The sequence below is a fragment of the Anoxynatronum buryatiense genome (genome assembly GCF_900182905.1).
In the GTDB taxonomy this organism is placed as follows: Bacteria; Bacillota; Clostridia; order Peptostreptococcales; family Tindalliaceae; genus Anoxynatronum; species Anoxynatronum buryatiense.
Genome location: NZ_FXUF01000001.1, coordinates 50,986 through 74,766, shown reverse-complemented (window position 1 = coordinate 74,766; position 23,781 = coordinate 50,986). Strand labels below are relative to the sequence as shown.

General features: G+C 43.4%; 22 protein-coding genes and 1 pseudogene. 16 read left to right on the top strand and 7 right to left on the bottom strand.

Annotation, left to right across the window (positions count from 1 at the left end; all coding sequences use genetic code 11):
- Positions 1-174 precede the first annotated feature (174 nt).
- The 9 genes and pseudogenes from QOL74_RS00300 to QOL74_RS00265 all read left to right on the top strand — a co-directional run bounded on the left by QOL74_RS00300 (position 175) and on the right by QOL74_RS00265 (position 8,582).
- Positions 175-1,652: pseudogene (locus QOL74_RS00300) on the top strand (IS5 family transposase).
- 510 nt (positions 1,653-2,162) lie between these two features.
- The gene (locus tag QOL74_RS00295; RefSeq protein ID WP_283407428.1) at positions 2,163-2,669 is read left to right on the top strand and encodes a hypothetical protein; all 507 of its coding nucleotides are present in this window, start codon (positions 2,163-2,165) and stop codon (positions 2,667-2,669) included.
- A gap of 371 nt (positions 2,670-3,040) precedes the next feature.
- Positions 3,041-3,244: a hypothetical protein gene (locus tag QOL74_RS00290; RefSeq protein WP_283407427.1), complete on the top strand. Its 204-nt coding sequence runs from the start codon at positions 3,041-3,043 to the stop codon at positions 3,242-3,244.
- Entirely contained in the window at positions 3,208-3,303 is a 96-nt protein-coding gene (locus QOL74_RS18435) for a hypothetical protein (protein ID WP_430383846.1), read from the top strand. The genes QOL74_RS00290 and QOL74_RS18435 overlap by 37 nt, the downstream gene beginning before the upstream one ends.
- A gap of 329 nt (positions 3,304-3,632) precedes the next feature.
- Positions 3,633-3,950 (top strand): PadR family transcriptional regulator, encoded by a 318-nt coding sequence (locus QOL74_RS00285; protein ID WP_283407426.1) that lies wholly within the window; start codon positions 3,633-3,635, stop codon positions 3,948-3,950.
- Between the two features lie 4 nt (positions 3,951-3,954).
- Positions 3,955-5,319 carry a DUF2812 domain-containing protein gene (locus QOL74_RS00280; RefSeq protein WP_283407425.1) on the top strand — a complete coding sequence of 455 codons (1,365 nt, stop codon included), beginning with the start codon at positions 3,955-3,957 and terminating at the stop codon, positions 5,317-5,319.
- Between the two features lie 153 nt (positions 5,320-5,472).
- Complete coding sequence (locus QOL74_RS00275) at positions 5,473-5,856, top strand: BlaI/MecI/CopY family transcriptional regulator (RefSeq protein ID WP_283407424.1); 384 nt, start codon at positions 5,473-5,475, stop codon at positions 5,854-5,856.
- The gene (locus tag QOL74_RS00270) at positions 5,853-7,925 is read left to right on the top strand and encodes a M56 family metallopeptidase (protein WP_283407423.1); all 2,073 of its coding nucleotides are present in this window, start codon (positions 5,853-5,855) and stop codon (positions 7,923-7,925) included. Before QOL74_RS00275 ends, QOL74_RS00270 begins: the two co-directional genes overlap by 4 nt.
- A gap of 81 nt (positions 7,926-8,006) precedes the next feature.
- Positions 8,007-8,582, top strand: a complete 576-nt coding sequence (locus QOL74_RS00265) for an SOS response-associated peptidase (RefSeq protein ID WP_283407422.1) — start codon at positions 8,007-8,009, stop codon at positions 8,580-8,582.
- Between the two features lie 77 nt (positions 8,583-8,659).
- Here QOL74_RS00265 and QOL74_RS00260 read toward each other — a convergent pair whose 3' ends face one another.
- Both QOL74_RS00260 and QOL74_RS00255 read right to left on the bottom strand, forming a co-directional pair.
- A complete protein-coding gene (locus QOL74_RS00260) occupies positions 8,660-9,982 on the bottom strand; it encodes a bifunctional folylpolyglutamate synthase/dihydrofolate synthase (protein WP_283407421.1) in 1,323 nt (440 codons plus the stop codon).
- Between the two features lie 207 nt (positions 9,983-10,189).
- A complete protein-coding gene (locus QOL74_RS00255; protein WP_283407420.1) occupies positions 10,190-11,428 on the bottom strand; it encodes an FprA family A-type flavoprotein in 1,239 nt (412 codons plus the stop codon).
- Between the two features lie 277 nt (positions 11,429-11,705).
- Here QOL74_RS00255 and QOL74_RS00250 point away from each other — a divergent pair, with 277 nt between their 5' ends.
- Positions 11,706-12,236 (top strand): nitroreductase family protein, encoded by a 531-nt coding sequence (locus QOL74_RS00250; protein ID WP_283407419.1) that lies wholly within the window; start codon positions 11,706-11,708, stop codon positions 12,234-12,236.
- Between the two features lie 50 nt (positions 12,237-12,286).
- On the opposite strand, the gene QOL74_RS00245 is transcribed toward QOL74_RS00250, so the two are convergent.
- Genes QOL74_RS00245 through QOL74_RS00235 form a run of 3 tightly spaced genes read right to left on the bottom strand, consistent with a single transcriptional unit; the run spans position 12,287 to position 14,268 of the window.
- A complete protein-coding gene (locus QOL74_RS00245; RefSeq protein ID WP_283407418.1) occupies positions 12,287-13,147 on the bottom strand; it encodes a DegV family protein in 861 nt (286 codons plus the stop codon).
- Positions 13,148-13,192: 45 nt separating this feature from the next.
- On the bottom strand, positions 13,193-13,882 hold the full coding sequence (locus QOL74_RS00240; RefSeq protein WP_283407417.1) for a polysaccharide deacetylase family protein: 690 nt from the start codon (positions 13,880-13,882) through the stop codon (positions 13,193-13,195).
- Between the two features lie 14 nt (positions 13,883-13,896).
- The gene (locus tag QOL74_RS00235) at positions 13,897-14,268 is read right to left on the bottom strand and encodes a hypothetical protein (RefSeq protein WP_283407416.1); all 372 of its coding nucleotides are present in this window, start codon (positions 14,266-14,268) and stop codon (positions 13,897-13,899) included.
- A gap of 197 nt (positions 14,269-14,465) precedes the next feature.
- On the opposite strand from QOL74_RS00235, the gene QOL74_RS00230 reads away from it, so the two are divergent.
- Positions 14,466-14,882, top strand: coding sequence for a secondary thiamine-phosphate synthase enzyme YjbQ (locus QOL74_RS00230; protein ID WP_283407415.1), 417 nt, complete (start codon positions 14,466-14,468; stop codon positions 14,880-14,882).
- 79 nt (positions 14,883-14,961) lie between these two features.
- Positions 14,962-16,104 carry an MFS transporter gene (locus QOL74_RS00225; protein ID WP_283407414.1) on the top strand — a complete coding sequence of 381 codons (1,143 nt, stop codon included), beginning with the start codon at positions 14,962-14,964 and terminating at the stop codon, positions 16,102-16,104.
- A 44-nt stretch (positions 16,105-16,148) separates the two neighbouring features.
- On the opposite strand, the gene QOL74_RS00220 is transcribed toward QOL74_RS00225, so the two are convergent.
- Both QOL74_RS00220 and QOL74_RS00215 read right to left on the bottom strand, forming a co-directional pair.
- Complete coding sequence (locus QOL74_RS00220) at positions 16,149-17,834, bottom strand: sensor histidine kinase (protein WP_283407413.1); 1,686 nt, start codon at positions 17,832-17,834, stop codon at positions 16,149-16,151.
- Between the two features lie 503 nt (positions 17,835-18,337).
- A complete protein-coding gene (locus QOL74_RS00215; RefSeq protein ID WP_283407412.1) occupies positions 18,338-18,751 on the bottom strand; it encodes a bacteriohemerythrin in 414 nt (137 codons plus the stop codon).
- Between the two features lie 168 nt (positions 18,752-18,919).
- On the opposite strand from QOL74_RS00215, the gene QOL74_RS00210 reads away from it, so the two are divergent.
- From QOL74_RS00210 to QOL74_RS00195, 4 genes are all read left to right on the top strand, one after another.
- Positions 18,920-20,680 (top strand): 2-oxoacid:acceptor oxidoreductase subunit alpha, encoded by a 1,761-nt coding sequence (locus QOL74_RS00210; RefSeq protein ID WP_283407411.1) that lies wholly within the window; start codon positions 18,920-18,922, stop codon positions 20,678-20,680.
- Positions 20,671-21,537: a 2-oxoacid:ferredoxin oxidoreductase subunit beta gene (locus tag QOL74_RS00205; protein WP_283407410.1), complete on the top strand. Its 867-nt coding sequence runs from the start codon at positions 20,671-20,673 to the stop codon at positions 21,535-21,537. The genes QOL74_RS00210 and QOL74_RS00205 overlap by 10 nt, the downstream gene beginning before the upstream one ends.
- A gap of 87 nt (positions 21,538-21,624) precedes the next feature.
- On the top strand, positions 21,625-23,349 hold the full coding sequence (locus tag QOL74_RS00200; protein WP_283407409.1) for a glycosyl hydrolase family 18 protein: 1,725 nt from the start codon (positions 21,625-21,627) through the stop codon (positions 23,347-23,349).
- A 38-nt stretch (positions 23,350-23,387) separates the two neighbouring features.
- Complete coding sequence (locus QOL74_RS00195) at positions 23,388-23,774, top strand: FMN-binding protein (RefSeq protein WP_283407408.1); 387 nt, start codon at positions 23,388-23,390, stop codon at positions 23,772-23,774.
- Positions 23,775-23,781: the final 7 nt, after the last annotated feature.

The following is a 23,781-nucleotide window of genomic DNA, read 5'->3' as shown; positions in this document are numbered from 1 at the left end:
TGTCAACATAAAAGCCATTGTCGAAATAGCGTGAAGACGTAGATGTAATAAAATAGGGTCTGCTGAATAACATTAAACCCGTTGATATTACTGACTCAAAGCCTCTTTTGTGATATAATAAGTGCATAGGTTTTAACTAATCCAACCCAAAAACCGTGCACTTGGGAGGTGAAAATGTATCGAAAACCCGATGAACAACATAGCGTTTATGCTTTTTTATCGCCGCTGGGCAGAGGCCTTAATCCTAACAATCGATGGGTAAAACTGGCAGACCAGATACCCTGGGATTATGTCGAACAGGAATACGCCAAAAATTTCAAGCCCGACGGGGCCCCAGCGATACCCGCTCGCATGGCCTTTGGTTCCTTGGTGATCCAAACAAGAATGGGCACTTCCGATGAGGAAACCAGGCAACTGATCATAGAGAACCTGTATTTGCAGTACTTCATTGGACTAAATGAGTTTCAGACAGAACCACCCTTTGATACCTCCATGATGCACCACTTCCGCAAGCGCATCCCCGCCGACATGATCAGGCGCATCAATGAAGAAACCCTCCACCCTGGCACACACACCCGAACTGATGATGACCAGGATGACCCACCAACAGGGACAAGCACAACACTGGATGAACATACAGAAGAACCTCCTGCCAATAAAGGCAACCTGATCCTGGACGCCACTTGCACACCCGCTAACATCAAGTACCCAACCGACCTGAGCCTGCTAAACGAAGCCCGGGAGAAATTGGAAAAGTTCATCGACTGGCTCCACAAACCCTTGAAGAAAGTTCAGGACAAGCCCCGCACCTACCGCAACAAAGCCAGAAAGAACTATCTGAACATCGCCAAATCAAGACGACCCGGTAAAATGAAAATCCGTCGAGGGATAAGGCAGCAACTGGGTTACGTGAAGCGGAACCTGACAGCCATCGACACACTACTGCTAGACGAAAGAAACCAGCCCCTCACCGGCAAACAAAAAGAAATGCTGGAAACCTACGAACACTGTATGAGCAGCAGCAAACCATGTATGAACAAGGCACTCACAGCATCGACGATCGGATCGTCAGCCTTCATCAACCTCATGTTCGCCCCATCGTCAGAGGGAAAGTCAACCAACCCACTGAATTTGGCGCCAAAGTCTCCATCAGCCTGGTAGACGGCTACGCCTACACCGAGCGAATCAGTTGGGACAACTTTAATGAAAGCACCGACCTGATCCTGGCAGTGGAGCGATACCTCCAGCGCTACGGCTGTTATCCAGAAGCCGTCATCGCAGATAAAATCTACCGCAACCGGAAAAACATCGCCTACTGCAAAGAAAAAGGCATTCGGATCAGCGGACCTGCCCTTGGCCGAAAAAACAAAACACTGGCAAAAGCCCAACGGGCACAGGAAAGACTTGACGAATCCATTCGCAATGCTGTCGAAGGAGCCTTTGAAGTCGGAAAACGCTGTTACGGTTTGGATAGAATCATGACGAAACTTAAGGAAACATCCGAAACAATGATCGAAATGGGCTTCTATACCATGAACTTGGAGAAGAAGCTCCGGGTTCTTTTGACCCTATTTACAAAACGCCCTTGTTTTTGGCTGAAAAAACTTCTATACAGACCGTCTTGGTTGACAGGGCGTTATATAGCAGTGTAAATATGGGGTTTTTTCAACAGACCCTAGTTATTATCTATCCGTTAAAATTGATGCTTCGTGAACCGCCGTGTACCGAACGGTACGCACGGTGGTGTGAGAGGTCGGTAGCTGAATTAATCAGCTACCCCCTACTCGATTTTTTGCAAATCCATTCTGCTAACCCTTTATTTGAAATAGTTGCAAATTGAGTTCATTCCACGAGTAAAGCCCCGCATTTGGGGTTTTGTTTAATTTGTGTTCAATCATTCACTCGTTCGAGTCAATTCCAAAATAGTGTGTAACTTCCTCGGCGGTGTTACCAATCTATGTGAAGCAGCATAAACACGAACGATTTATGCCGCGAAAGCCTGGTGACGCAGAAAAGAATCAATCAATTTGCCAGTTATTCGCCTTGGTTGCGCAGGTACATAATCAGTTCTTTCGTTTGACGGCTTTTCTTAAATGTGATACCTTTGTGACGTTTAAGGGCATTTTTACCACACAATACTGGACAATTGGAGGAAGACACTCATGTATAGTAAAAACAACATCCTTGTCGCAGTTATTCTGCTGGTATTTTCATGGTTCACACCTTTGTTCACAATTCTGTCTCAGCTGATGGTGGGTTTTACTGGCAGCTTGTTGAGCATAACAAGTAGTTCCTGGTTTTTCTCCAACCTGATTGATACAGCCATCTTACTTGCCGCACATATCATCTTTGTGTGGGTGATGCTAAAAAAGTTCAGGAAGAAAGACATTGTGCATGGCAGCATGATCTTTGCACTGATTAATGGCTTTGTCGGTATGTTGGTCTTTCGAAATCCGGTTTCCACACCGGGCTTATTCTACCAAACGGTTAATTTTCTATCCAATGTGATTCTGTCAAATGTTGTGTTTGTACCAGAACAAGGCAAGCCATACATGTTGCTTCTACCATTGGTGACACTGGCAGTTCATTTACTGCTCCCGCATATCATTCTATTCATTCAAACCAACGAAAAAGAAGCGCCCAAACGTCAGGCAGAGAACGCCCAGTAGTCACGGTTATTTCTCGCAGGTTAATTAATGGCCTGATCATGCTGATTAGACATGATGCCAACCAAAATATCAGCATGATGATGATTTCCTTATCATATCAATTGTATTAGTAGCTGACTGAAGGAAAAAACAAAAAGAAAAGGCCTGCAGTGTGCATCGTTTTGTACACTTCAGGCCTTTTTTGAGACGTGGCGATACAGCTGACACTTCAGTGGTTAAGCTGTTTCCAAACCTAATCTATAATAGAGAGGAAAGCAACTTATCAAAGCCATTTCCATCAACAAAAGAACTTTTCAAGAATTGGGCTACCAGGAAAGAAATATCTTCAGGAATGGATTAGTAAAAACACTGATATTTTGGATGAAAGGCTGTTGATCATTCAAAAGGAGTTCAGCGGTTTTGATGATACGAAGGAACGGTGTGACCTTCTGGTTTTCGATGAACAGGGAAGCTTGATGATCATTGAAAACAAGCTGGATGACAGTGGCAGCGACTCGACAAGGGAAAAGGCAGTCGTATCGCTTATTTTCTCAGAGACATCGATGCTTTTAACGAAGATGACTGGCCGCGAATGATCCAGTTCATGACAACCCATATGATTAAACATGAGCAGGTGATGAGAACTGTTTTGTAAGATATTATGAAAGGTAGCAACTTATAATAATTTTTGCAAATGTTACACGACATTTTGTAATGATAGTTGGATATATCAGAAACAGTAATGAATCATGAACATTTTGTCATCAAAAAAAGGAGCCCGGTATTCAGGTTCCTTGGTTTATTTTAAGATCATCTCTCGGATTTATGGCAACTGATTTTTAGATTAAATCAATGTCAGTGCCACCACAGTGTAGCTCATTTTGGATCATCGCGATTAATAAATTATTGACAAAAGAAGAAAAAGTAAAGTATATTGATAGTAGATATATCTATCATCGATATAAATGCGACGGAGGTGATTTGATGGCAAGGGAACAGTTTAAAACCTTGACAGAGCCGATGTACTATATACTTCTGACTTTGATAGAGCCTCAGCACGGCTATAGCATTATGCAGGAAGTAGATAGGCGAACTGATGGAAGGGTCAAAATTGGAGCTGGGACGCTATATAATCTTCTATCCAGATTTGAAGAAGAGAAGATAATTGCACAGGTTTCTGAGGAGAATAGAAGAAAGGTATATACAATAACAGATAAGGGATTAGATATTTTGAAGGATGAATACCATAGATTGGTGCAATTGGTTTCAGACGGCAGGCATCATCTAGAGAGGGGGCGGTGATCTGGTGAAACATAAAACGAAGAGAGTTTTTTGGGGATTCTTTTCCTTGGACTATAAAGCCATAGGCATCTATCTGGAAGAAATGGCTGCGAAAGGATGGATGTTGGAACGGGTTGGGCGAGTGATGGCCAAGTTCAGGGCGATAGAGCCTCGGAGATTAAAATTTTATGTTGATGTGTTTAAAGATGAAGACCCGCTGACGCCGGCAAACACAAAAGAATCAGAAGAGTACAGAAGCTTGTGTCAAGCATCGGGATGGACTTTCATCACTTCACAGGACTACCTGCAATATTTCTATTCTGAAGATGATGATTCTGTTCCGATTCAAACTGATGAAGTGCTGGAGCAGAAAATTGTAGAGACCACACTTTTTAAAGGTGAGATACTAAATACCTCACTGATTTTGATTGTTGGCATAGTGGCATTGGCGATGCATTTTCCCGTCAGACATCATCATTTATTGAGCTTTGCAGGTGTTGCGGTAACAGTATTATTCCCCATCCTTTTTGGGGCTGTACTGACTTCCACTGTCTATAGCGTGACAAGGGTATTCAAGGCCAGAAAAAATATCAAAAGAGGTTTGCCTTTGGATAAGCCCACCCTGAAAAATGCCCAAAAGCGTATTATGGCATTTAATGGCATTGCAATGACGATAGTATCTCTAATCATGGTGGCATTTTTGGTAGATGCATATTTTAAGCCCAGCAGTGTGATCCCCATCATAGGGCCAGTTTTGGGGACGATCATTGGACTGGGCCTTCGATACGTCATTAAGAACAAATCAACCGATAAGAATAGTGGTATTGCCTATATCACCTTGGTGGTCTTGGCTGCTTTCTTTTCAATGGCCATTGTCAGCTCGCTGCTGAGCAATCGACCCTTTGATGATAGCAATCGAATTGACCCTGTTCCAGAGGGCTATCCGTTAGTTACCATGATGGAATTGATCGAAACATCACAGCAGGGGAGTCTGGCAATCAGAGAGTTTAACCGCGGTATGAGTCCTCTCACACCATTGCACTATGATTACCTGGAGGTCTGGGACTTTGAAAAAGAGAGGCAGGGAGTACGTGTCCGCTATTACAACACCATACATCCATTGTTTGCTCAGATGATTTTTGATGGCATAACAGAAGAATTGACGAGGGGTGTCAAATTTAGAGGCAACTATTATTTGACAAAAACCATTCTCTCAGATGAGGCAATGAAGTCATCCTGGCGGATGGATCATCTGGCATTAACAGAAGATCGAGATGAACTCATCCTCCAACAGGGAAATAAGGTGGTGCATTTGTCCGGGAAGGTAAATTTTGATGATGGTCAGATAAAAGATATAATCCTTAATCGTTTGTTTATGGATAACCAGTGATAAATAAGGGGAACCCTTGTATTATAAAGCTTTGAAGGTCTTGATAGAACGAGGCAATCAGATTTCTCACTTTGTCAGCGTTACTTGACACTTGTCGTGCATGATGCTATGATGAGATCGTGGTTGACACTTGTCGTTCAAAGGAGGATTGTGATGGCAAACAACAATAGTACGCTTGGAAGAAGTGAGTGGTATATCATGGAGAAACTCTGGGAAATTGCCCCCCGCACTTATGTGCAGCTTTGCCATGAATTGAAGGAAAATCCGGGCTGGAGCCGCAGCACAGTACAAACGATGCTGGAACGCATGACTGAAAAAGGTGTTCTTCGCTATGAAGTGGTGGGTCGCGCAAAACACTATTATCCTAATGTAGCACGGGATGATGTTGCCATGGCGGAAACACGCTCTTTGCTCGATCGTGCATTTGAAGGTTCGGCCAGCTTGATGATGAGCACATTGGTGCGCAAAAAACAACTTACAAAAAAAGAAATTGATGAGTTGCATGCCATTTTGGAGGAAGCGGAGGTGCCGAAATGATTGAAACTATCATCACATCTTCGGCTTTAATCCTCATTTTGATGGCATTGCGATATCTGTTGCGGAATAAAATTTCTTCACAGCTGCAGTATGTATTATGGGCGCTTGTTGCCATCAGGTTGTTACTGCCGTTCTCTTTGTTTGAAAGTCCTGTCAGTATTATGAATGCGGTACCAAATACTCAGGGATATCAATTGACAAGCACGCAACCCAGCACACCAGCAAACCCCGGAACAACAATGCCGAACGATTTACAAATAATCCAAAACATTGATCCGGCTGCTGATATCAAAACAGAAGCGGTCGGGTTAAAAGTGATTGTACAAGTTGTATGGCTTGGTGGCGTTTTTCTCTGCAGTTTGTTTTTTGTGGTTTCAAATAAGCGACTAAGCCTGAAACTCAGACAAAGCAGAAAACAGATTCAGATGAAAGATATTCCATTGGCTGTTTATACGGCCGAAGGATTGCCTTCTCCCTGCCTGTTTGGATTTTTGAAGCCTGCTGTTTATCTCACGCCTGAAAGTTTGTTGGATGAACATAAAGCAACTTATGTGATTGCTCACGAACTGACGCATTATCGCCAGAGAGACCATATTTGGTCATTCGTGCGTGTTTTGTGCCTGTGCATTTACTGGTTTAATCCATTGGTGTGGGTGGCCGCTGTATTATCCCGCAGAGACAGCGAACTTGCCTGTGACCAGGGAACACTCCGCAGAATCGGTGATAGTAGACGTATTGAATATGGGAGAACGCTGATCGATATGATGACTGCACCATCAAAGCCTTCCGATCTCTTTTGCTGTGCTACGATGATGACTGGCGGCAAAAGAGAAATGACAGAACGCATCAAGCGCATTGCAAAACAGCCTAAAACGCTTATGGTATCGCTTGTTATTGTTCTTATCGTTGGTACGGCTGCAGTTGCCGGTACCTTTGGTGGTGTTCGCAGTATCGCGCTCGCCGACGCTGTCGGAGGTAATGATGGAATCTCGTTAGAACCCCTCAATCAAGTTGCTTTCGGTACCTTAACTGATGGCAATGAAGACATGAGTTTTTCTGCGGTAAAGGCAGAAGAAATCATACCTTTTTTAAGGGAGCTTCGTGTCGGCAGGAAGGAAATAAGCGTGAGCAGAGAGGTTAATCGTGACAAAAGCAATCAAGTCCATTTTACATGTGAAGGTTTCTTGCAAGAGGGCACAGTAGTGGATATTAGCTTTAATTTCAATGCCAATTATACTGCGGTGTGGGTAGATAACGGCATAAAACCCAGCTTTTCCTATCCAGTTATAAAACCCAATGAAGTGAAGCTCTTTTTTGAACAACACTTGGAAAGTGTCACGCAAGCTTCGGAGATCGGCTCTGCCGAAGCGTTATGGAAAGCACGCACTCTATATGTGGGAGACAACTCAGCTGTGAGCAAATTGCTTGGCCTGCTGCGTCTCCCGGAAGGATTGCGACATAATCACTTTGTGCTGCACACTACTGGAAATGAACGCGGCCTGGAATGGATTCTTGATAGAGATGAAGCTGTCACCTACAAGGCTCGTGAGTTTGATTTAAACGCGGGGCTGCTCTTTGCACTGATTGACAATTTAGAAGACTTTTACGTCACGGTGGAATCTGTTTCAGGCGAAGGTATGAAGCACCATTATGACAGGAAATGGGCAGATGAAATGGTTGATTACGACGTGCGGCTTTATGCAGAGAGTCCCGAAAAACTGCAGGAACTAATCGATCTTTTTGGGACAGACGATGCTTATGTTCAATACAGTATCGCGAAGATTGTAAAAAATGGGGAGGAAACGATTACTTATTCTCTCGAAAATGAACAGCTTGCGCATGCAATTTTCATGGATTTTATAGTGAAGTCTGCTGCATGGGAGGGTGTTGATGTTGCTACTCTGGAAGAATGCTATCTGATTCGCCAAAAATTCTCGAACGAAAACGAAAGTCATGATTTTTACGCTTATTTACTGGAGGATGGAACAGCGGTATTACAAATGGGTCAAGAAGGAAGATATAGTGTGCTTTCGCAGGAGTTATATTCTGAACTGGTTGAATCTTTCTAAATCACCAGTGGATACAAGGCTGAAAAACACATATACTAAAAGAGTATTCAAAACAGTACAGAAATGTTAGGGGGCGTTACCATGTGCGGACGCTTTCGGTTGATGACAGACCAGGAGTTGAAAGAGATCGACTGGATCATCAGCCACTTGGAAGATGGGCAGCTGAAAAAGACCAAAACAGGCGAAATTTTTCCCACTGATATGGTGCCGGTGATAATGGTTCGAGATCGCAGTATTCGACCCTGGCCAATGACTTGGGGATTTCCTCATTTTAAAGGAAGTGGCGTTATTATCAATGCCAGGTCAGAGACAGCAGCGGTGAAAACCATGTTTTCAGGGAGTGTGAAGCAGTACCGGTGTGTGGTTCCCGGCACCGGTTTTTATGAATGGAAAAAACCCGAAAAACAAAAATACCTTTTCCGTTTACCTGAAGAACCAGTACTTTACATGGCAGGTCTTTACAGGGAATACGGAGATGAGAGCCGATTTGTGATCCTTACTACTAAAGCCAACGTATCCATGAAAGGCGTTCATGACCGCATGCCACTGATTCTGAGAAAGAGTGAGATTAAGAATTGGATGGCAAATGATAGAATGGCGCGACAGCTACTGGCGAATCACCGAGATCGACCGGAACTCATCAAAGAATTAGCGTAATGAAAATCATACAAAAAATCCGAACAACGCTTCTGTTGGAAGACGATTGTCCGGATTTTCTGCATTTCTTAGGATGATTAGCTGGCTTCCTTTTGCCGATCCAGGAATTGGAGCAAAGCGGCTTTGGCATCACCTACAAGGTATAGCGAACCGGTAATCACAAGCACTTCATCCATAGAGGTCTCAAGATAGGCAGCTTCCACAGCTTCGGGAAGTGAGTCCACTACATAGACTTCTTTGCCGAAAAACTGAACATTTTCAGCCAGGAGCAATGGATCGACTGCTTTTGAGTTCGCAGCTCGGGTGAAGAAAAGTTTGTGGCCCAAGGGAAGCAAAGTGTTTAGAACGCCTTGAATGTCCTTGTTGTTGAGCATACCAACCAGGAAGTTAATTTTTCGGTCAGACAGATGTGTGTTGAGGAAGTGCTGCAGGATTTCAGCTCCTTGAAGGTTGTGGGCACCATCAATGATCACCAGTGGTGATTGATGCAATACTTCAAGGCGGCCAGACCAGTGCGTGTTCAAAAGACCCCGTAAGATGGCTTCATTGCTGATGGTAAGATTTCCGTGGTCACGAAGCACCAGAAGGGTCAGGGCTGCCAGTGCGGCATTACTCATTTGATGGTCGCCCAGCATTCTAATATGCAGGTCTTGTAAACCATACTGGGGATGATTTAAATGAAAGTGCTGTTCAAGTAAATCAGAGTTTATCGGAAGAATATGACTCGATTCCAGGCAGAACAGGGGGGCGCTCAAAGAAGCGGCAACTGAACGTATGGTTGTTTCTGCTTCGGGCAACTGGTGATGATAGATAACTGGCCGGCCATGCTTGATAATGCCCGCTTTATGTGCAGCAATACCTGAAAGGCTGTTGCCTAAAAGATCAACATGATCGATGTCGATGGGGGTAATGACGGCAGCCAGGGGAGATTCTATCACATTTGTGGCGTCCTCAAGTCCGCCCAGCCCCACCTCTAAAACAACGTAATCGAGGCCTGCATTTCCGAAATAGACAAAGGCCGCAAGTGTCATCAGATCAAACATGGCGGGATGCTGACATTTGCCGTTTTGAACCATGGGGGTTATGAGAGACTCAATTTGCAGTATAATACGTGCCAGTTCCTCTTCTGGAATATTGACCCCATTAATTCGGATTCGCTCGGTATAGCAGTGCATGTGGGGAGATGTGAAGAGACCGGTACGATATCCTTCAGCAGTCAGCATATTGGCCAAAAAAGAAGAGGTTGAACCTTTCCCGTTGGTGCCTGCCACATGTAAAATGTGCAGTTGCTTGTGGGGGTTTCCCAAAAGATGAAGCAGATGATGAATGGTGTGTAAATGTAGCCGTGTTCCAAAGGCATGTGAGGTCTCCACATAATGGATGGCAGAAGCAAAACTCATGGGTGTACCCCCTTAAAATATGATGATAGCAGATCAATTATAATCGGTAAAAAAGAGAAGTGCAATCATTATTTTTGCGAAAGAGAGTATTTTTGTGAAAGCTCCTGATTTAAAGGATTTCAGCGAATAAAAAATAAAAAAAAACCTCCTGGGTTACAGGAGGGCTGCGAAATTCGTGATTACAAGTCATTCAGGTAATTGGCATCCTTAATAAATGATGCTGCAAAAGGGGTTGACACCGGGCTGACGTTCCTGGATCAACAAGTCTGCCATTTCATCAGCCATGGCGATGCACTTTTCAAAATCCGGTTCTTTAGGTGAGGATTTTGCTTCCACAGATTCTCCGACTTGCTGCCATTTGATCTTCTCAGCAAACTTATTCAGATTGGAGACTCCGCCACCACTCCAGGATGCAGTACCAAAAATACCCAGGTAGCGATCTTTCAACTGATAATTTTCAAGTTTGCTCACCAGGCTTTCCATTGAGGGGAAGAGACCTGTATTATAGGCGCAGCTTCCGAAAATAACACCTTTAAACCGCCAGATATCACTGATTAGGTATGAGACGTGCGTTTTGGAGGCGTCATATATGCGAATATTTTTAATTCCCTTGTCTGCAAGGCGACGGGCAATTAGATCGGCCATTTTTTGCGTATTGCCATACATGGAACCATAAACAATAACAACCCCTTCTTCGGTTTCGGCCTTTGACCAGCGATCATAGTAATCAATGATGCAACCGGGGGCGGTACGCCAGACAGGACCATGGGTGGGGGCAATGATGTTAATGGGAATACCGGCATTTTTAAGTTTGGTCAGTGCCTTTTGAACCATGGCACCATACTTGCCAACGATGTTGGAATAATAGCGGCGGATCTCATCCATATAAAATTCCAGATTCACTTCATCGTCAAAAACACCGCCATCCAATGAACCGAAACCTCCAAAAGCATCCATGGAAAAAAGAATCCCAGTTTTCTTCTCGTAAGTCATCATGGTTTCAGGCCAATGGACCATGGGTGTCATATAAAATACCAGTTCATGGCTGCCGAGAGAAAGAGTATCACCATCTTTCACAATATGGTAGTTTTCCATTGGACCATAAAAGTTCTCAAGTATTTCAAAAGTTTTGGCGTTGCCAACGAGTTTCAGCTGTGGGTATCTGTCTTGTAATGCTTTGATTGATCCGGAGTGATCGGGTTCCATGTGATTAATCACCAGATAATCAAGCGGACGATCTTTCAGAATCGAACTTATTTTTTCGATAAAATCGTTCATTTTAGTATTTTTGACAGTGTCAAACACAGCTGTCTGTTCGTCGTTGATAAGGTAAGAATTATACGAAACTCCTTGGTCCAGAGGCCATAGATTTTCAAAAAGATAAGTTTCTCGATCGTTGACACCCACATAATGGACATGTTCGGTTATACTGACGGTGGTGAGCATAGTAACACTCCTTCATATTAATTTGATAATAATATTGAATATATCATGATGGCGGCACAGCAGTTTCTGATAGAATCATACCATCAATCAGCTCCATTAATCAAGAAACTGATTCGATGTGTGCAACAAATCATGATCAGCAGCAAAAAAGAGAATAATAACAGACTATTGGGATGATTTCAATATCATAGAACGCTCTTGTGGTCTTGTCACAGATGCTATAAGATTAGAGCATAATTCAAATTCCACAGAAGATGAATAAGGGGGAAAACAAAACATGCTTGACTTACTGATGAAAAGGCGCAGTATACGAAAATATGAAAAAAGAGCAGTGGAGCCTGAAAAGATAGAGCAAATCATGAAAGCGGCACTGTTGGCACCCTCGTCAAAGAAGTCACAGCCCTGGGAGTTTGTCGTTGTGACAGAACCCGAACTACTGAAAAAGCTATCCCAATCCAGGGAAATGGGAGCCGCTTTTGTCAAAGAAGCGCCACTTGCCATCGTCATTCTGGCAGACCCGGCTAAAAGCAATGTGTGGGTGGAAGATGCCGCCATTGCCGCCACATTGATTCAATTGGAAGCAGAGATACTTGGGCTGGGTTCCTGTTGGATTCAGGTGCGTAACCGATCGTGCGATGAAGTGCGATCAACAGAAGCTGTTATTCATGAAATGCTAAAAATCCCCCAGCACCTTCACGTGGCAAGTTTTATCGCCATGGGATACCCTGCAGAAACCAAGCAGCCTTATTCAGAGGATGACTTGCCTGAAAATCGTGTTTTTGTTAATCGCTATGGAGTTGGAGAATAAAATGTGAAAGATATCTGCACAGACCTTTCTTGAAAAGAAAAGGCCGGCCTCTACAGCCGGTCTTTTAATGTATGGTAGGCGATGCCCACTGTGCCTGGTCCAACATGGAGACCAATCACTGGGCCAATGGGAACAACGGGAACTTCTTGATTGATTTCTTTTTCAAGAACTGAAGCCAGTTCAGTACCGGCAGTTTCATCATTAATATGGTGAACCGCCACATTCCCTTTTCCAAATTTGGAAAAATCATCCAGCAATAAATGGGTCATTGCCTGCAAGGCTTTTTTCTGCGTGCGGACTTTATGAAGCACAGCTGTCTTTCCATTCTCAACAGTTAATAGAGGCACGATACGAAGCATAGAGCCTAAGAAGGCAGAAGCAGCACCAATACGCCCTCCTTTTTTTAAGTGGTCAAGGGTTTTGGGTGCAAAAATGAAACGACTTTTTCGAATAAAACCTGCTGCCTGATGATGCACTGTATCAAGACTCAGACCATCGGCAATTCCTCTGGCCGCCTCTAATGCTGCAAAACCCATCTGCATACAGTTGGTTCTTGAGTCAATCAATTTAATCTGAGCCTGAGGATACTTTTCTCTAACGATTCGGCTGGCAAGTAGGGCTGACTGATACGTTCCACTCATGTCTGAAGAAATAAAAATGCCTAAAACGGCCCATCCCTTTTGGATACAAGCTTCAAAAGATTTCACAAAGCCCTCGACAGGTGGTTGTGAAGAAGTGGGCCAGATCGGGTCGGCTTTCATTCGCTGATAGAAATCATGATGACTGATCACATCCTCCTGAAAAACCGTTTCTCCAAAATGGACACTTAGTGGAATCACCTGAATCGCATACTTTTTGACCAGAGTTTCGGGCAGATAGGCGGTGCTGTCGGTGATGACCTGTATGGACATGTTATCCCTCCTGCGTGACAACTGCTTCAAATGGTTGAGATTGTTTTACTCAATGGAGTCATTCATTCCCAAATGGTGAAATTTCACATAAAATGAATCAGAAGTTAACTTCTTGAAGGTATATCCCCGCGACTTAAGATGGGCAATAATTTGTGGGAGTGCTTCAACGGTTGTCGTTTTCGGGGAAGAATCATGAAAGAGAATTATGGCATTTTGATGTCCGGCCAGGTTATTCAATGTATTCGATATAATAATATCTGTATCAAGAGTTGAGGCTGCCGCATCAGTTGAACTGACATTCCAGTCAAAATAAGCTAATCCTTTATTCTCCAGCGCCTGCATGATTTCTATCATGAAAAAGGGGTTATCAGATGATTGAAACTGTTGATAAAACCGATTATTTGAGCCTGCGGGAAACCGAAACACTTCTGGCCTTACGCCGGTAATGGTTTCCAGATGATCTTGCAAACGCAATACGTCGTTCATAAAACCATCGACAGAACTGTAGATTTGTTGGTAATCATGGGTATAGGTGTGATTTCCGAGAGCATGGCCTTCGTCAACGATTCGATGATACATACGTTGCGCAAACTCACTGTCGCTGCCAACCACAAAAAAAGTTGCCGGTATCTGATGCTGTTTCAGCAGATCCAGAATACGTGCTGTATTGGCACTTGGTCCATCATCGAAAGTGAGATAGACAGTGCGTTCATCATTTCGATTACCTGAAACCATATTTCTCCCGTGCCTCATTGCAATTTTTTTTTTAGAAGTTCATTTTCAGTGGCCAACTCGTTAAGCCAACCGTCAGCCTCCTGTAAAAGTTGTCGCTGACCCGTTAATTGAGTATTTAAGTCGGCAACAGTCTCCTGCAGGATCTCCAGTTCTTCATATTGACGAATACTTGCTGCTTCGGCATCCAGCATAAACTGTTGAAACCAGAGAACTTGCTGCTGTTGCTGGCGGTGTAGCAGGATGACGGCGATGCTGTTAATAATCATCAATGCAATCAACACACCGGCAAGAAGGGGATAAAACTTGGATTTCGAGGTAGTTGGTTCCGACTGTGAGAGAGGCGCATCTGATTTATTCGATTTATCCATAGCATCATGATGGTTCATGAAATCGTCTCCTTTTTAAACATCTACTAACCATCATAAACTGATGAATGTTGCATTGTCAAGGAAAACAGCCTCTTGGCTGAGTGACCGGCTCAACAACCTTGATTGACAATCCAGCATGATTGGATAAAATGAGAGCATAGGCACATCACAACGAAAGCGTGATCATTACAGTTGAAGAAGAGGGGGAATAACTGATGGTATCATATCGGAAAGAACTTTGGTTCAGTACTTCAAACAGACGTGAATTTATCAACATAACATCAGAAGTCGAATCTTGTCTCCGGGAGAGTGGCATTCAGGAAGGGCTTTTACTGTGCAATGCGATGCATATTACTTCCAGTGTTTTTATTAATGATAACGAAAGTGGATTACATCAAGATTTTGACTTGTGGCTTGAAAAATTGGCTCCCGAAAAACCATATTCTCAATATCAGCATAACGGATATGAGGATAATGCAGATGCGCATTTAAAACGAACGATAATGGGAAGAGAAGTAGTTGTTGCGATTACCAAGGGTAAACTGGACTTTGGTCCATGGGAGCAAATATTTTATGGTGAGTTTGATGGAAAACGGGAAAAACGCGTATTGGTTAAAATCATTGGTGAATAACTTCATGCTTTAAGAATTTCACCCTTTTTGAGATTCGTGTGATTTGCAAGCAAGGTACTGATTCTAACGACTGGAAGTGATGGAAATTCTACTTCAATACCGTTTCTTATTTGGATCAATTTATTTTGCCATTGGAGCATTGTATTCATTATTGGCTCTCTATTTGGAGAGAATTGGCTTTAGCGGAACACAAATAGGCTTAATCATGTCATCTGGGTCTCTAATGTTAATTTTCTCACAGCCGTTTTGGGGAATTGTTTGTGACAAAACAAGGAAAACTGTACTGGTTTTGAAGGTTTCACTGATAGCAGCCGGTGTTCTGGCATTATCACTGCCCTTTGTCAGAGGGTATCTACTTTTTCTGATTTTGTATGCTGCGGTTCATTTTTTTCAGGGGGCGAATGCTCCCATTTCTGATACACTTGGAATAACTGCGGCAAATCGTCTGGGACTAACTTTTGGTGACTTCCGGCAATATGGGGCCATTGGATTTGCCATTGCCGTCTTCACGGTTAGCAATATTAGTGAAGTAGTGGGATTATGGATCATTTTCCCCTTTTATTTTCTCGCATATCTTGTTGCGGCCATTTTATTCCGTCAAGAAGAACCTGAAATAACAGATATGCATGTACCGTTGATTCCGGGATTAAAACAGCTTATTATTTTACCGCGATATCGTCTGATTCTGGCAGCTACCTTTTTTATTTTTGGACCAGTGGTGGCGAATAATAATTATTACGGACTTCTTTTTGAGTTTACAGGAGGCACAATTGCCGGTATAGGACTGGCATTTTTATTGTTCTCCGGCAGTGAAGCGCCTTTCATGAAATTATCAGGCAAAATGATTGCTCGTTTGGGTTTAATTAACACGATGATGATGGCCACTAGTATTTCTGCCGTTCGCTGGTTTTGGTATAGCACCGGGCCTGAGCCAAAATGGATGCTTATATTTTTTGTTATTCAGGGTTTGTCAGTGGGTCTGTATATTGTCAGCGGTGCACAGTTTGTTTCAGAAAATGCGTTACCTCATTTGAAAACGACAGCAATGACTCTGTATGCGTCGGCTGGAATTGGAATGGGTGGTATATTTTGCCAGTTTACCGGAGGAATCTTACTGGATTTATACAATATTTTAGCTGTTTATTTCTTTTTTGGTGTCTCAACAATTATTGGCTTCCTAATTCTCTGTTACCTGCGTTATCATGCCAGAAGAGAGGGTTAAGATGTTAATAAGCCGCCATTGATATATGTGATGGCGGCTTTCACTTAAACAGAATCAATGTTTGGATTTTTAGGAAGGGGAAGAATAATACGAAATTGGCTTCCTTCTCCCGGAGTGGAGGAAACATGGATTTGCCCCTGATGAATGGAAAGAATTTTTTTGACGATTGAGAGGCCCAGACCCTCTCCTTCTGCATGGTTTGGATGCAACCGGTGGAAAATGTCAAAAACTTTTTGGTAATAGTGCGAAGAGAATCCGATGCCATTGTCTTCAATCAAATACTCAACAGCGTGTTCTGATCGATGGCCAGCGATGTGAACATATGAAGATCTGTCTGAGTGGCGGTATTTAATGGCGTTATCAATAAGGTTAAAGAATAATTGTCCTACAAGCATTCTATCACCGTAAACGTTGGGCAGTTCGCCGGTAGTGACCTTGATTTGATGTTGGGAAATAATATACTCTTGTGAGCTGAGTTGTTCCTGAATCAGTTCGGCCATATCAACCTCTGCCATTTGAATACCTTGTCTGCCTGTACGGGAATACTTCAGCAACCCTTTGAGGAGTAGATCCATTTTCTGGGTACTACTGTTGATAAAGGTCAAACATTCGGGAATTTCTTCATGAAGCAGCGTTTCAAGCTGGGGTGAAGCATGTTGGCCTTCATCAGAGTTTGCCGGAGAAGAGAGGTGCTCGCGAAGTTCACTAAAGGCAAAACCCAGTTCTTGACTGAAGCCTTGCACATTCACTAAAGGTGACCGAAGGTCATGAGAAGCGACATATATAATCTGCTCCAACTCATCATTTTTGCCTGATAATTCGAGGTTGAGACGCTTCAGTTCATATTCTTCCTGTTCTCGCTGGCGAGTCATCTGCATAACAGAATCACTCAGCTTTCCAATTTCATCATGGCGTTCCAGAAAATGGCTTGGGATGTTGACATTGGCATAATCGCCAGACGCCACTTTCCCTAATTCCCGGGAAATATGCATCACAGGGCGCGTGATGCGCCGAGTGGCCTTTAATGAGACAAAGGTTACCAAAATCAAAATAGCCGTAAGAAACAAGACCGAATGCATGACATCATTCATAAGTTCCTTTTGAAAGAGATCTCTTTTTTCGGCAATTAGATATTCGATGTCGTCAACATAGGCTCCGGTACCAATGACCCAGTTGAAAGGCTCGAAGTAACCGGCATAACTTCGCTTGGGGAGAGGTTCCTCTCCGCCAAGACGGGGAAAATAGTATTCTTCATAGCCATTGCCATGTATTGCAGTTTCAATCATATCCCGCACGATAAACCGGCCGCTTTGGTCTTGAAAATCCAATCGGTAGCGGCCTTCGGAGGGACTTCCATAAAGCACCACATTAACACCTTCTGTGGTATCAACCCAAAAATAGCCATCATATTGGTTAGAGGCATCCGCATAGCGCATTTCGCGGATTAAATCTGCGGCCAGTTGTTGCCCCTCAGGGCTGGTCAGTTCGCCACTGATTATTTTGCGGTTAATCTCTTCAAGCATGGTAATCACAGTTGTGACTTGTGCTTTCGTTTGCTTATCAACTTCCTGGTACAGAGACTTTTCAAGTTCAATTAAAGCTCTTTCATTAAGATCAATACTGCGATAAATAGAGGCGCCACTGATAAGCAATAAAGAAAAAAATGAAATTGTGAGGGTGACAACCAGCAATTGCTTAGAAAAGCTGTTTAATCGGAGGTAACTTGACATGACCATCACTCCTTGACTGTTGCTTCCGATGCACTTATTATAGCTGATATAATCGAGTGATGCCATTCTGTTCAGTATATTAGAACGATTGAGTGGTTTTGGAAAGGACTGGTTAATAGTGAAAATAGTACTTACTGACAAACTGATTAAGTTCCTTAAGAAGCGCAGGGTTAATGTGCTGACCGTTCAACTTCCAAAAGCAAGTGGTTGTTGAGGTGTTCCCAATACATCATCGGTGATGATGTCAGAACCAAATGAAAAAGCAAATTATGTCATAATGGATACAGAAAGCGGCGTTCAAGTGTACCTTCACCAGGGGCTGGTGGGAAAGAAACCGGAGATGGTTCTTACGGTCAGTCATTTTCTGTTTTTCCATTCCATATACGAACTGCAGTCACGTTGATGACAGCCGCAGGAAAATGATGCAGAAATCTGAAATTCGCTGTTGAATAAGTGGTATCTCGGAAGCGTATTAAAGAAGCTCTCATTGCAATTTATGAAACTTAGTAGATACCCTTGTCATTTAGATATGCGCCATACTGGCTATCGACTTCCATTATGTGCTTTTGAATCCAGTCGGCCAAAAATGTAAGCAACTCCATGGATACTTCAGCCTGGTTTTGGTCTACGTCTTGATCAAGCATTTCCTGTACTTTGGCAAGAAATCGTTTATGTTGCATTCGATGTGACATCAGTTTCGGATAGCCGTATTGTTCCATGAGTGATTCTTCAGCATGAAAGTGGTGAACTGTGTAATCCTTTAACGCATTCAGAGCTGCAACAATCTCATCGTAATGATCGGCATTCTGATCACTTTTTATGATGTCAAGAAGCGTGTTGGCCAATAAGAATAACTGGCGGTGCTGTTCATCAAACCTTGCAATTTTACAGCTGAAAACTTCGTCCCATCGAAACATATAAATACCTCCTAAGATTGTCTGGTCTGCATGATCTGCAAACACTGCTTGATGATTGATATACTTATCTACTTATTGTACGCTTTCTCTGTAAAAAAACAAGCCTGTAATGATTAAGATAGAGATAATCCGTTTGAGTTGCTGCCCATTGGCTATGAATAATACGTGATGAAAATGGAAGGAGGAAATGGATTGAGTTGGAGAAGAACCATCCTAATTGGCGGTGTTCAAGGTGAGGGGGTTGCCAGTACAGGCATTAACCTTATGAGAGCACTTGCAGGTCTCGGGTATCACGTTTATGGAGAGCGTAAGTTCTCTTCACGCATTAAAGGTGGTAATACCCATATGATCATTACCATTGGCGATGATCATGTGACATGTGTGGAGTCTGTCATCGATATAATACTTGCTTTTGATGAAGAGTCGATCAGCTTTAATCAAATCAAACTGAGGGATAATGGCATTATTCTGATGGATGAAACATTGACTCCAGAAGCATCTTTAACGCAGAATATTAACACTGTTGCACTTCCGCTGACACTGATGGCCAAAAAACATGGATCGTTACTGATGAAAAATACAAGCGCCATCGGATATCTGGGAAAATTGTTGGGTATTCAGCGTCAAGTACTGGAGTCATCAATTGCAAAAACATATCTTTCCAAAGGCGATGAAGTCATACAACAAAACCTCCAGGTACTGTTAGCTGCTTATGATGATCCATGCCCGGAACTGGAAAAAATAGATCCGTTGCCAGATGCGCCACACAGGCAGGAAAGTATGATGATTCTCATGGGGAATGATGCGATCGCCTTGGGTGCACTGATGGCAGGTTGTCGTTTTATGGCAGCCTATCCCATCACACCGGCCTCAGATGTAATGGAGACGATGAGCAGGGTGTTTCCAGATGAAGGGGGATTAATGGTTCAGACGGAGGATGAAGTAGCTGCAATCACCATGTGTATTGGTGCGGGCTATGCTGGTGTGCGAAGCATGACGGCCACTTCAGGGCCCGGTCTGACGTTGATGATGGAAGGACTTGGTCTGGCCGGCATGACTGAAACACCAATTGTTGTGGTTGATGCTCAAAGAGGAGGACCAAGCACTGGTCTTCCCACGCGAACAGAGCAAAGTGATTTCAGTGCACTCTATCATGCTGGTCATGGAGAATTCCCCTTGATTCTTTTAACACCTTCCACAATCGAAGAGTGTTACGAACTTACCAAAGAAGCATTTAATCTGGCAGACATTTTTCAATGCCCGGTAGTCGTCATGACTGATTTGAATTTAAGCTTATCTCCCCAAACGATTCCGGCTTTCGATTACGTCCCGGCGGCCATTAACCGCGGTGTACTTATGTCGTTAGAAGATGAGCTGTCAGCTGCCAAGATAACCGAACCATTTGCCAGATATGCCTTGACTGAAAATGGCCTTTCTCCCCGAAGTTTTCCTGGAATGCCTGGTGGTATTCATCAGGTTACCGGTCTTGAACATAACAAGTGGGGAAGACCTTCCGACCAGCCTGCTAATCGTCAGAAAATGATGGATAAACGCCTGCGGAAACTGGAACCTCTTAAAGATCAGTCTGCAGTTCATTTGGAACAACGTGATGGAAAGATGTTATGCCTGACCTGCGGATCTTCATGGGGTGTGTTGCAGCAAGCGGTAAAAGACACCTACTTATCTGTTGATATTGGCCGAATCTCTCGTATACGTCCGTTACCGAAACGGCAGCTCCAACAATTATTGGCAAATTACGAAAAGATCATTGTGATGGAGCAAAACCAGCAAGGACAATTGGCTTTGATTTTGCGTCAGGAGCTGAATCATCAGAATAACATTGTCAGCATGACGCGCTATGATGGTGAATCATTTCAAGTTCAAGAAGTGCGCCATTTACTGGAAGGATGGTGTTCAGAATGGAAATGAAAGACTATAGTAATGGAATTAAGCCGAACTGGTGCCCTGGGTGTGGCGACTTTTCAGTTCTTCGGGCGATTCAACTGGCTGCAGCCAGTTTGGAAATCCCTCAAGAGCGGATGGTCGTTGTCAGTGGTATCGGATGTTCAGGACGTTTATCTGGCTATATGAATACCTATGGGTTTCACAGTGTTCATGGTCGCAGCCTGCCACTTGCTCAAGGCATTAAACTGGCAAATCGAGAGTTGACAGTTTTGGCAGCGGGGGGCGACGGTGATGGCTTTGCCATTGGAGCCGGACACACATTACATGCCATTCGCCGTAATGTTGATTTGACATATGTGGTGATGAATAATCAGGTATACGGACTTACGAAAGGGCATGTATCTCCTGTGAGTCTGCCAGGACTCAAAACGAAAACAACTCCCGCGGGGTCAGTGGATCAACCAATACAACCAGGATTATTGGCTGTGGGTGCGGGTGTCACTTATTATGCACAAGGGTTTTCGGCACAGCAAGAAGAACTGGTATCGCTGATCGCTGAAGCTATTAAACATAAAGGATTCTCGCTGGTACAGGTATTCAGTCCCTGTATCACTTACAACAAAACAAACACATATAGCTGGTTTCGTGAGAACTTAACGAACGTATCAGAAGTACCGGCGCATCAAACAGATAATGTGGATTCAGCACTTCGAATACTGAGGGAGACAGATGGACTGATAACAGGGTTAATCTATCATCAACCAGATCAACCCACTTTTGAAGACAGGCACGGATTAAACCAACATGATCCGCTGACAAGTAAAATGACAGAATCAACAGAAGAACAGTTTTCGCGCTGGACTAAACGATTTTTCATTTAATTGAACTGCTTAAATCACGGTTGTACCCCTTTTATTTTTATGAGAAAATAGACCATGCAGCACCATCCTGGAAAGGGGCAGGCGATCATGAAAAAATTGGGGATTTTTTTCTTGTTGCTGGCAATGGCAGCCAGTGCATTTTATGGATATATGCATTTTTGGCCTTCAAGTGAAACTGCACTGTATAATGCCACAGGTATCCCGCAGGTGTATTATGAGGGGCATCAACTTGACTTGTCAGAACCTTACCGGATGGTGGGAAATGAAGTGTTGGTGTCACTTGAGTTGGCAGAAATCATGACGAATGTTCATTATTACTGGGATAGAACTGAAGAGACACTGGTGGCAACCACATACGATTATGTGTATCGTTTTCAGCCGGGGCGCGATTTTTTGATGGAAAATGGACGGCCTGTTGATCTTCCAATTCCGATGACTGTCGAAGGAAATGTTCCTTATCTACCGGTAGCATTTTTGAACAACCATCTTTCGATGGAATGGCAGTTACGCCAAGAAGATCAGGTGCTTGTCATTGAAGAAAAAAGACCATGTCGAATGTGGGCGGAGGTGATCACAGAGGCTCCTGTGATGCGGCAGGCTCCCGCAGTTAAAGCTCCGATGTTTGAAGAAACTCTCGTACCAGGAGACCGTTTAATGGTTTATGAAACCTACGAAAAATGGTTGAAGGTAAGAAATGAAGCAGGCCTTATCGGATACATTCAAAAGAAAGATGTTAGGCGTTATGAAGAATGTGCTGAAATATCAACACGCTCATTAGCCAATCGCTCCCCGCGGCAAGATACAAAAGGCAAAATAAGTCTGGTGTGGGAGCATGTTCATCAAGTCAATCCCAGTACTGCCGGACTGGTACCTTTGCCAGGGGTAGATGTTGTGTCACCAACATGGTATGAAATTGCAGATGAGTCAGGTGCTGTTTCAAGCAATATAAGCCAGGCTTATCTGAACTGGGCATTAACACACGGTTATGAAGTATGGCCGCTGGTTTCAAATGGGTTTAACCCGGATCGTACCAGTGCATTTTTAGCAAGTACATCCATTCGTGAAACTATTATTGATCAATTGCTGGAATCGGTGTTGCAACATGGCATGCATGGATTAAACATTGATTTTGAAAATGTCTATTTAGATGATCGTGACCACGTCACACAGTTTGTCAGAGAGTTAACCCCTTTGTTTCGAGAAGCCGGATTGGTAGTCTCTATGGATGTTACCATTCGCTCAACCAGTGAAATGTGGTCCATGTTTTATGACAGGGAAGCCTTGGGTGAAATAGTAGATTATATAGTTGTGATGACATATGATCAACACTGGGGATCAAGTCCTGTTGCTGGTTCAGTGGCTCAATATCAATGGGTGGAAAATGGTATCAAAGGGATTTTGGAACAGGTGCCTGCCGAAAAGGTATTATTGGGTTTGCCCTTTTATACGAGAATGTGGGAAGAAAAGGAAGTCGATGGTCAAATCACGGTATCTTCTCAGGCTTTGTCAATGAATCAGGTTCAGCAGATCATTACTGGCCGAAATCTTGAAGTTGTGTGGGAGGAAGAAAGCGGCCAGTACTATACAGAGTACACTGAAGGAGGCAGCCGATTTAGAATCTGGGTTGAAGATGCACGCTCCATCGATTTAAAATCTTCACTCGTTCACCGGCATCAACTGGCCGGGACTGCTTCGTGGCGTCGGGGATTTGAGTCTCAGGAAATTTGGGGAGTGTTGGCCCATAATTTAAAGGAAATGGACGATTATGTGGCATGGGCCCATGCACGACAAGAATGGGATCGTATCTTTTAGTGAAGCATTGATTGAATGGTTTTTCAGGAGGTGAAATTGTGAAAGGCTGGATTAAAATACTACTCATTTTAGCAGTACTGGCAGCAGTTATTCTTCCCTTTGTCAACCGGGGGATTCGATATTACCAGTATCAACAACAAATAGAAGCAATATCAATACAGGACATTGATCTTTCAAAACTGAAAGATGGGGTCTATGCAGGTACATATGATGTAGGGTTGATTCATGCAGAAGTGACTGTGGTGATCATCGATGAAGCTATCCATGATATACAACTCATTCATGAACATGATCGTGGTCAACGTGCTGAAAGAATCATTAATGATGTTTTACATGCTCAAAGTCTTAAAGTAGACATGGTAACAGGAGCTACTGACAGCAGTCGGGTTATTTTGAAAGCCATAGAAGTGGCTTTATCGGAATAGGGGAGAC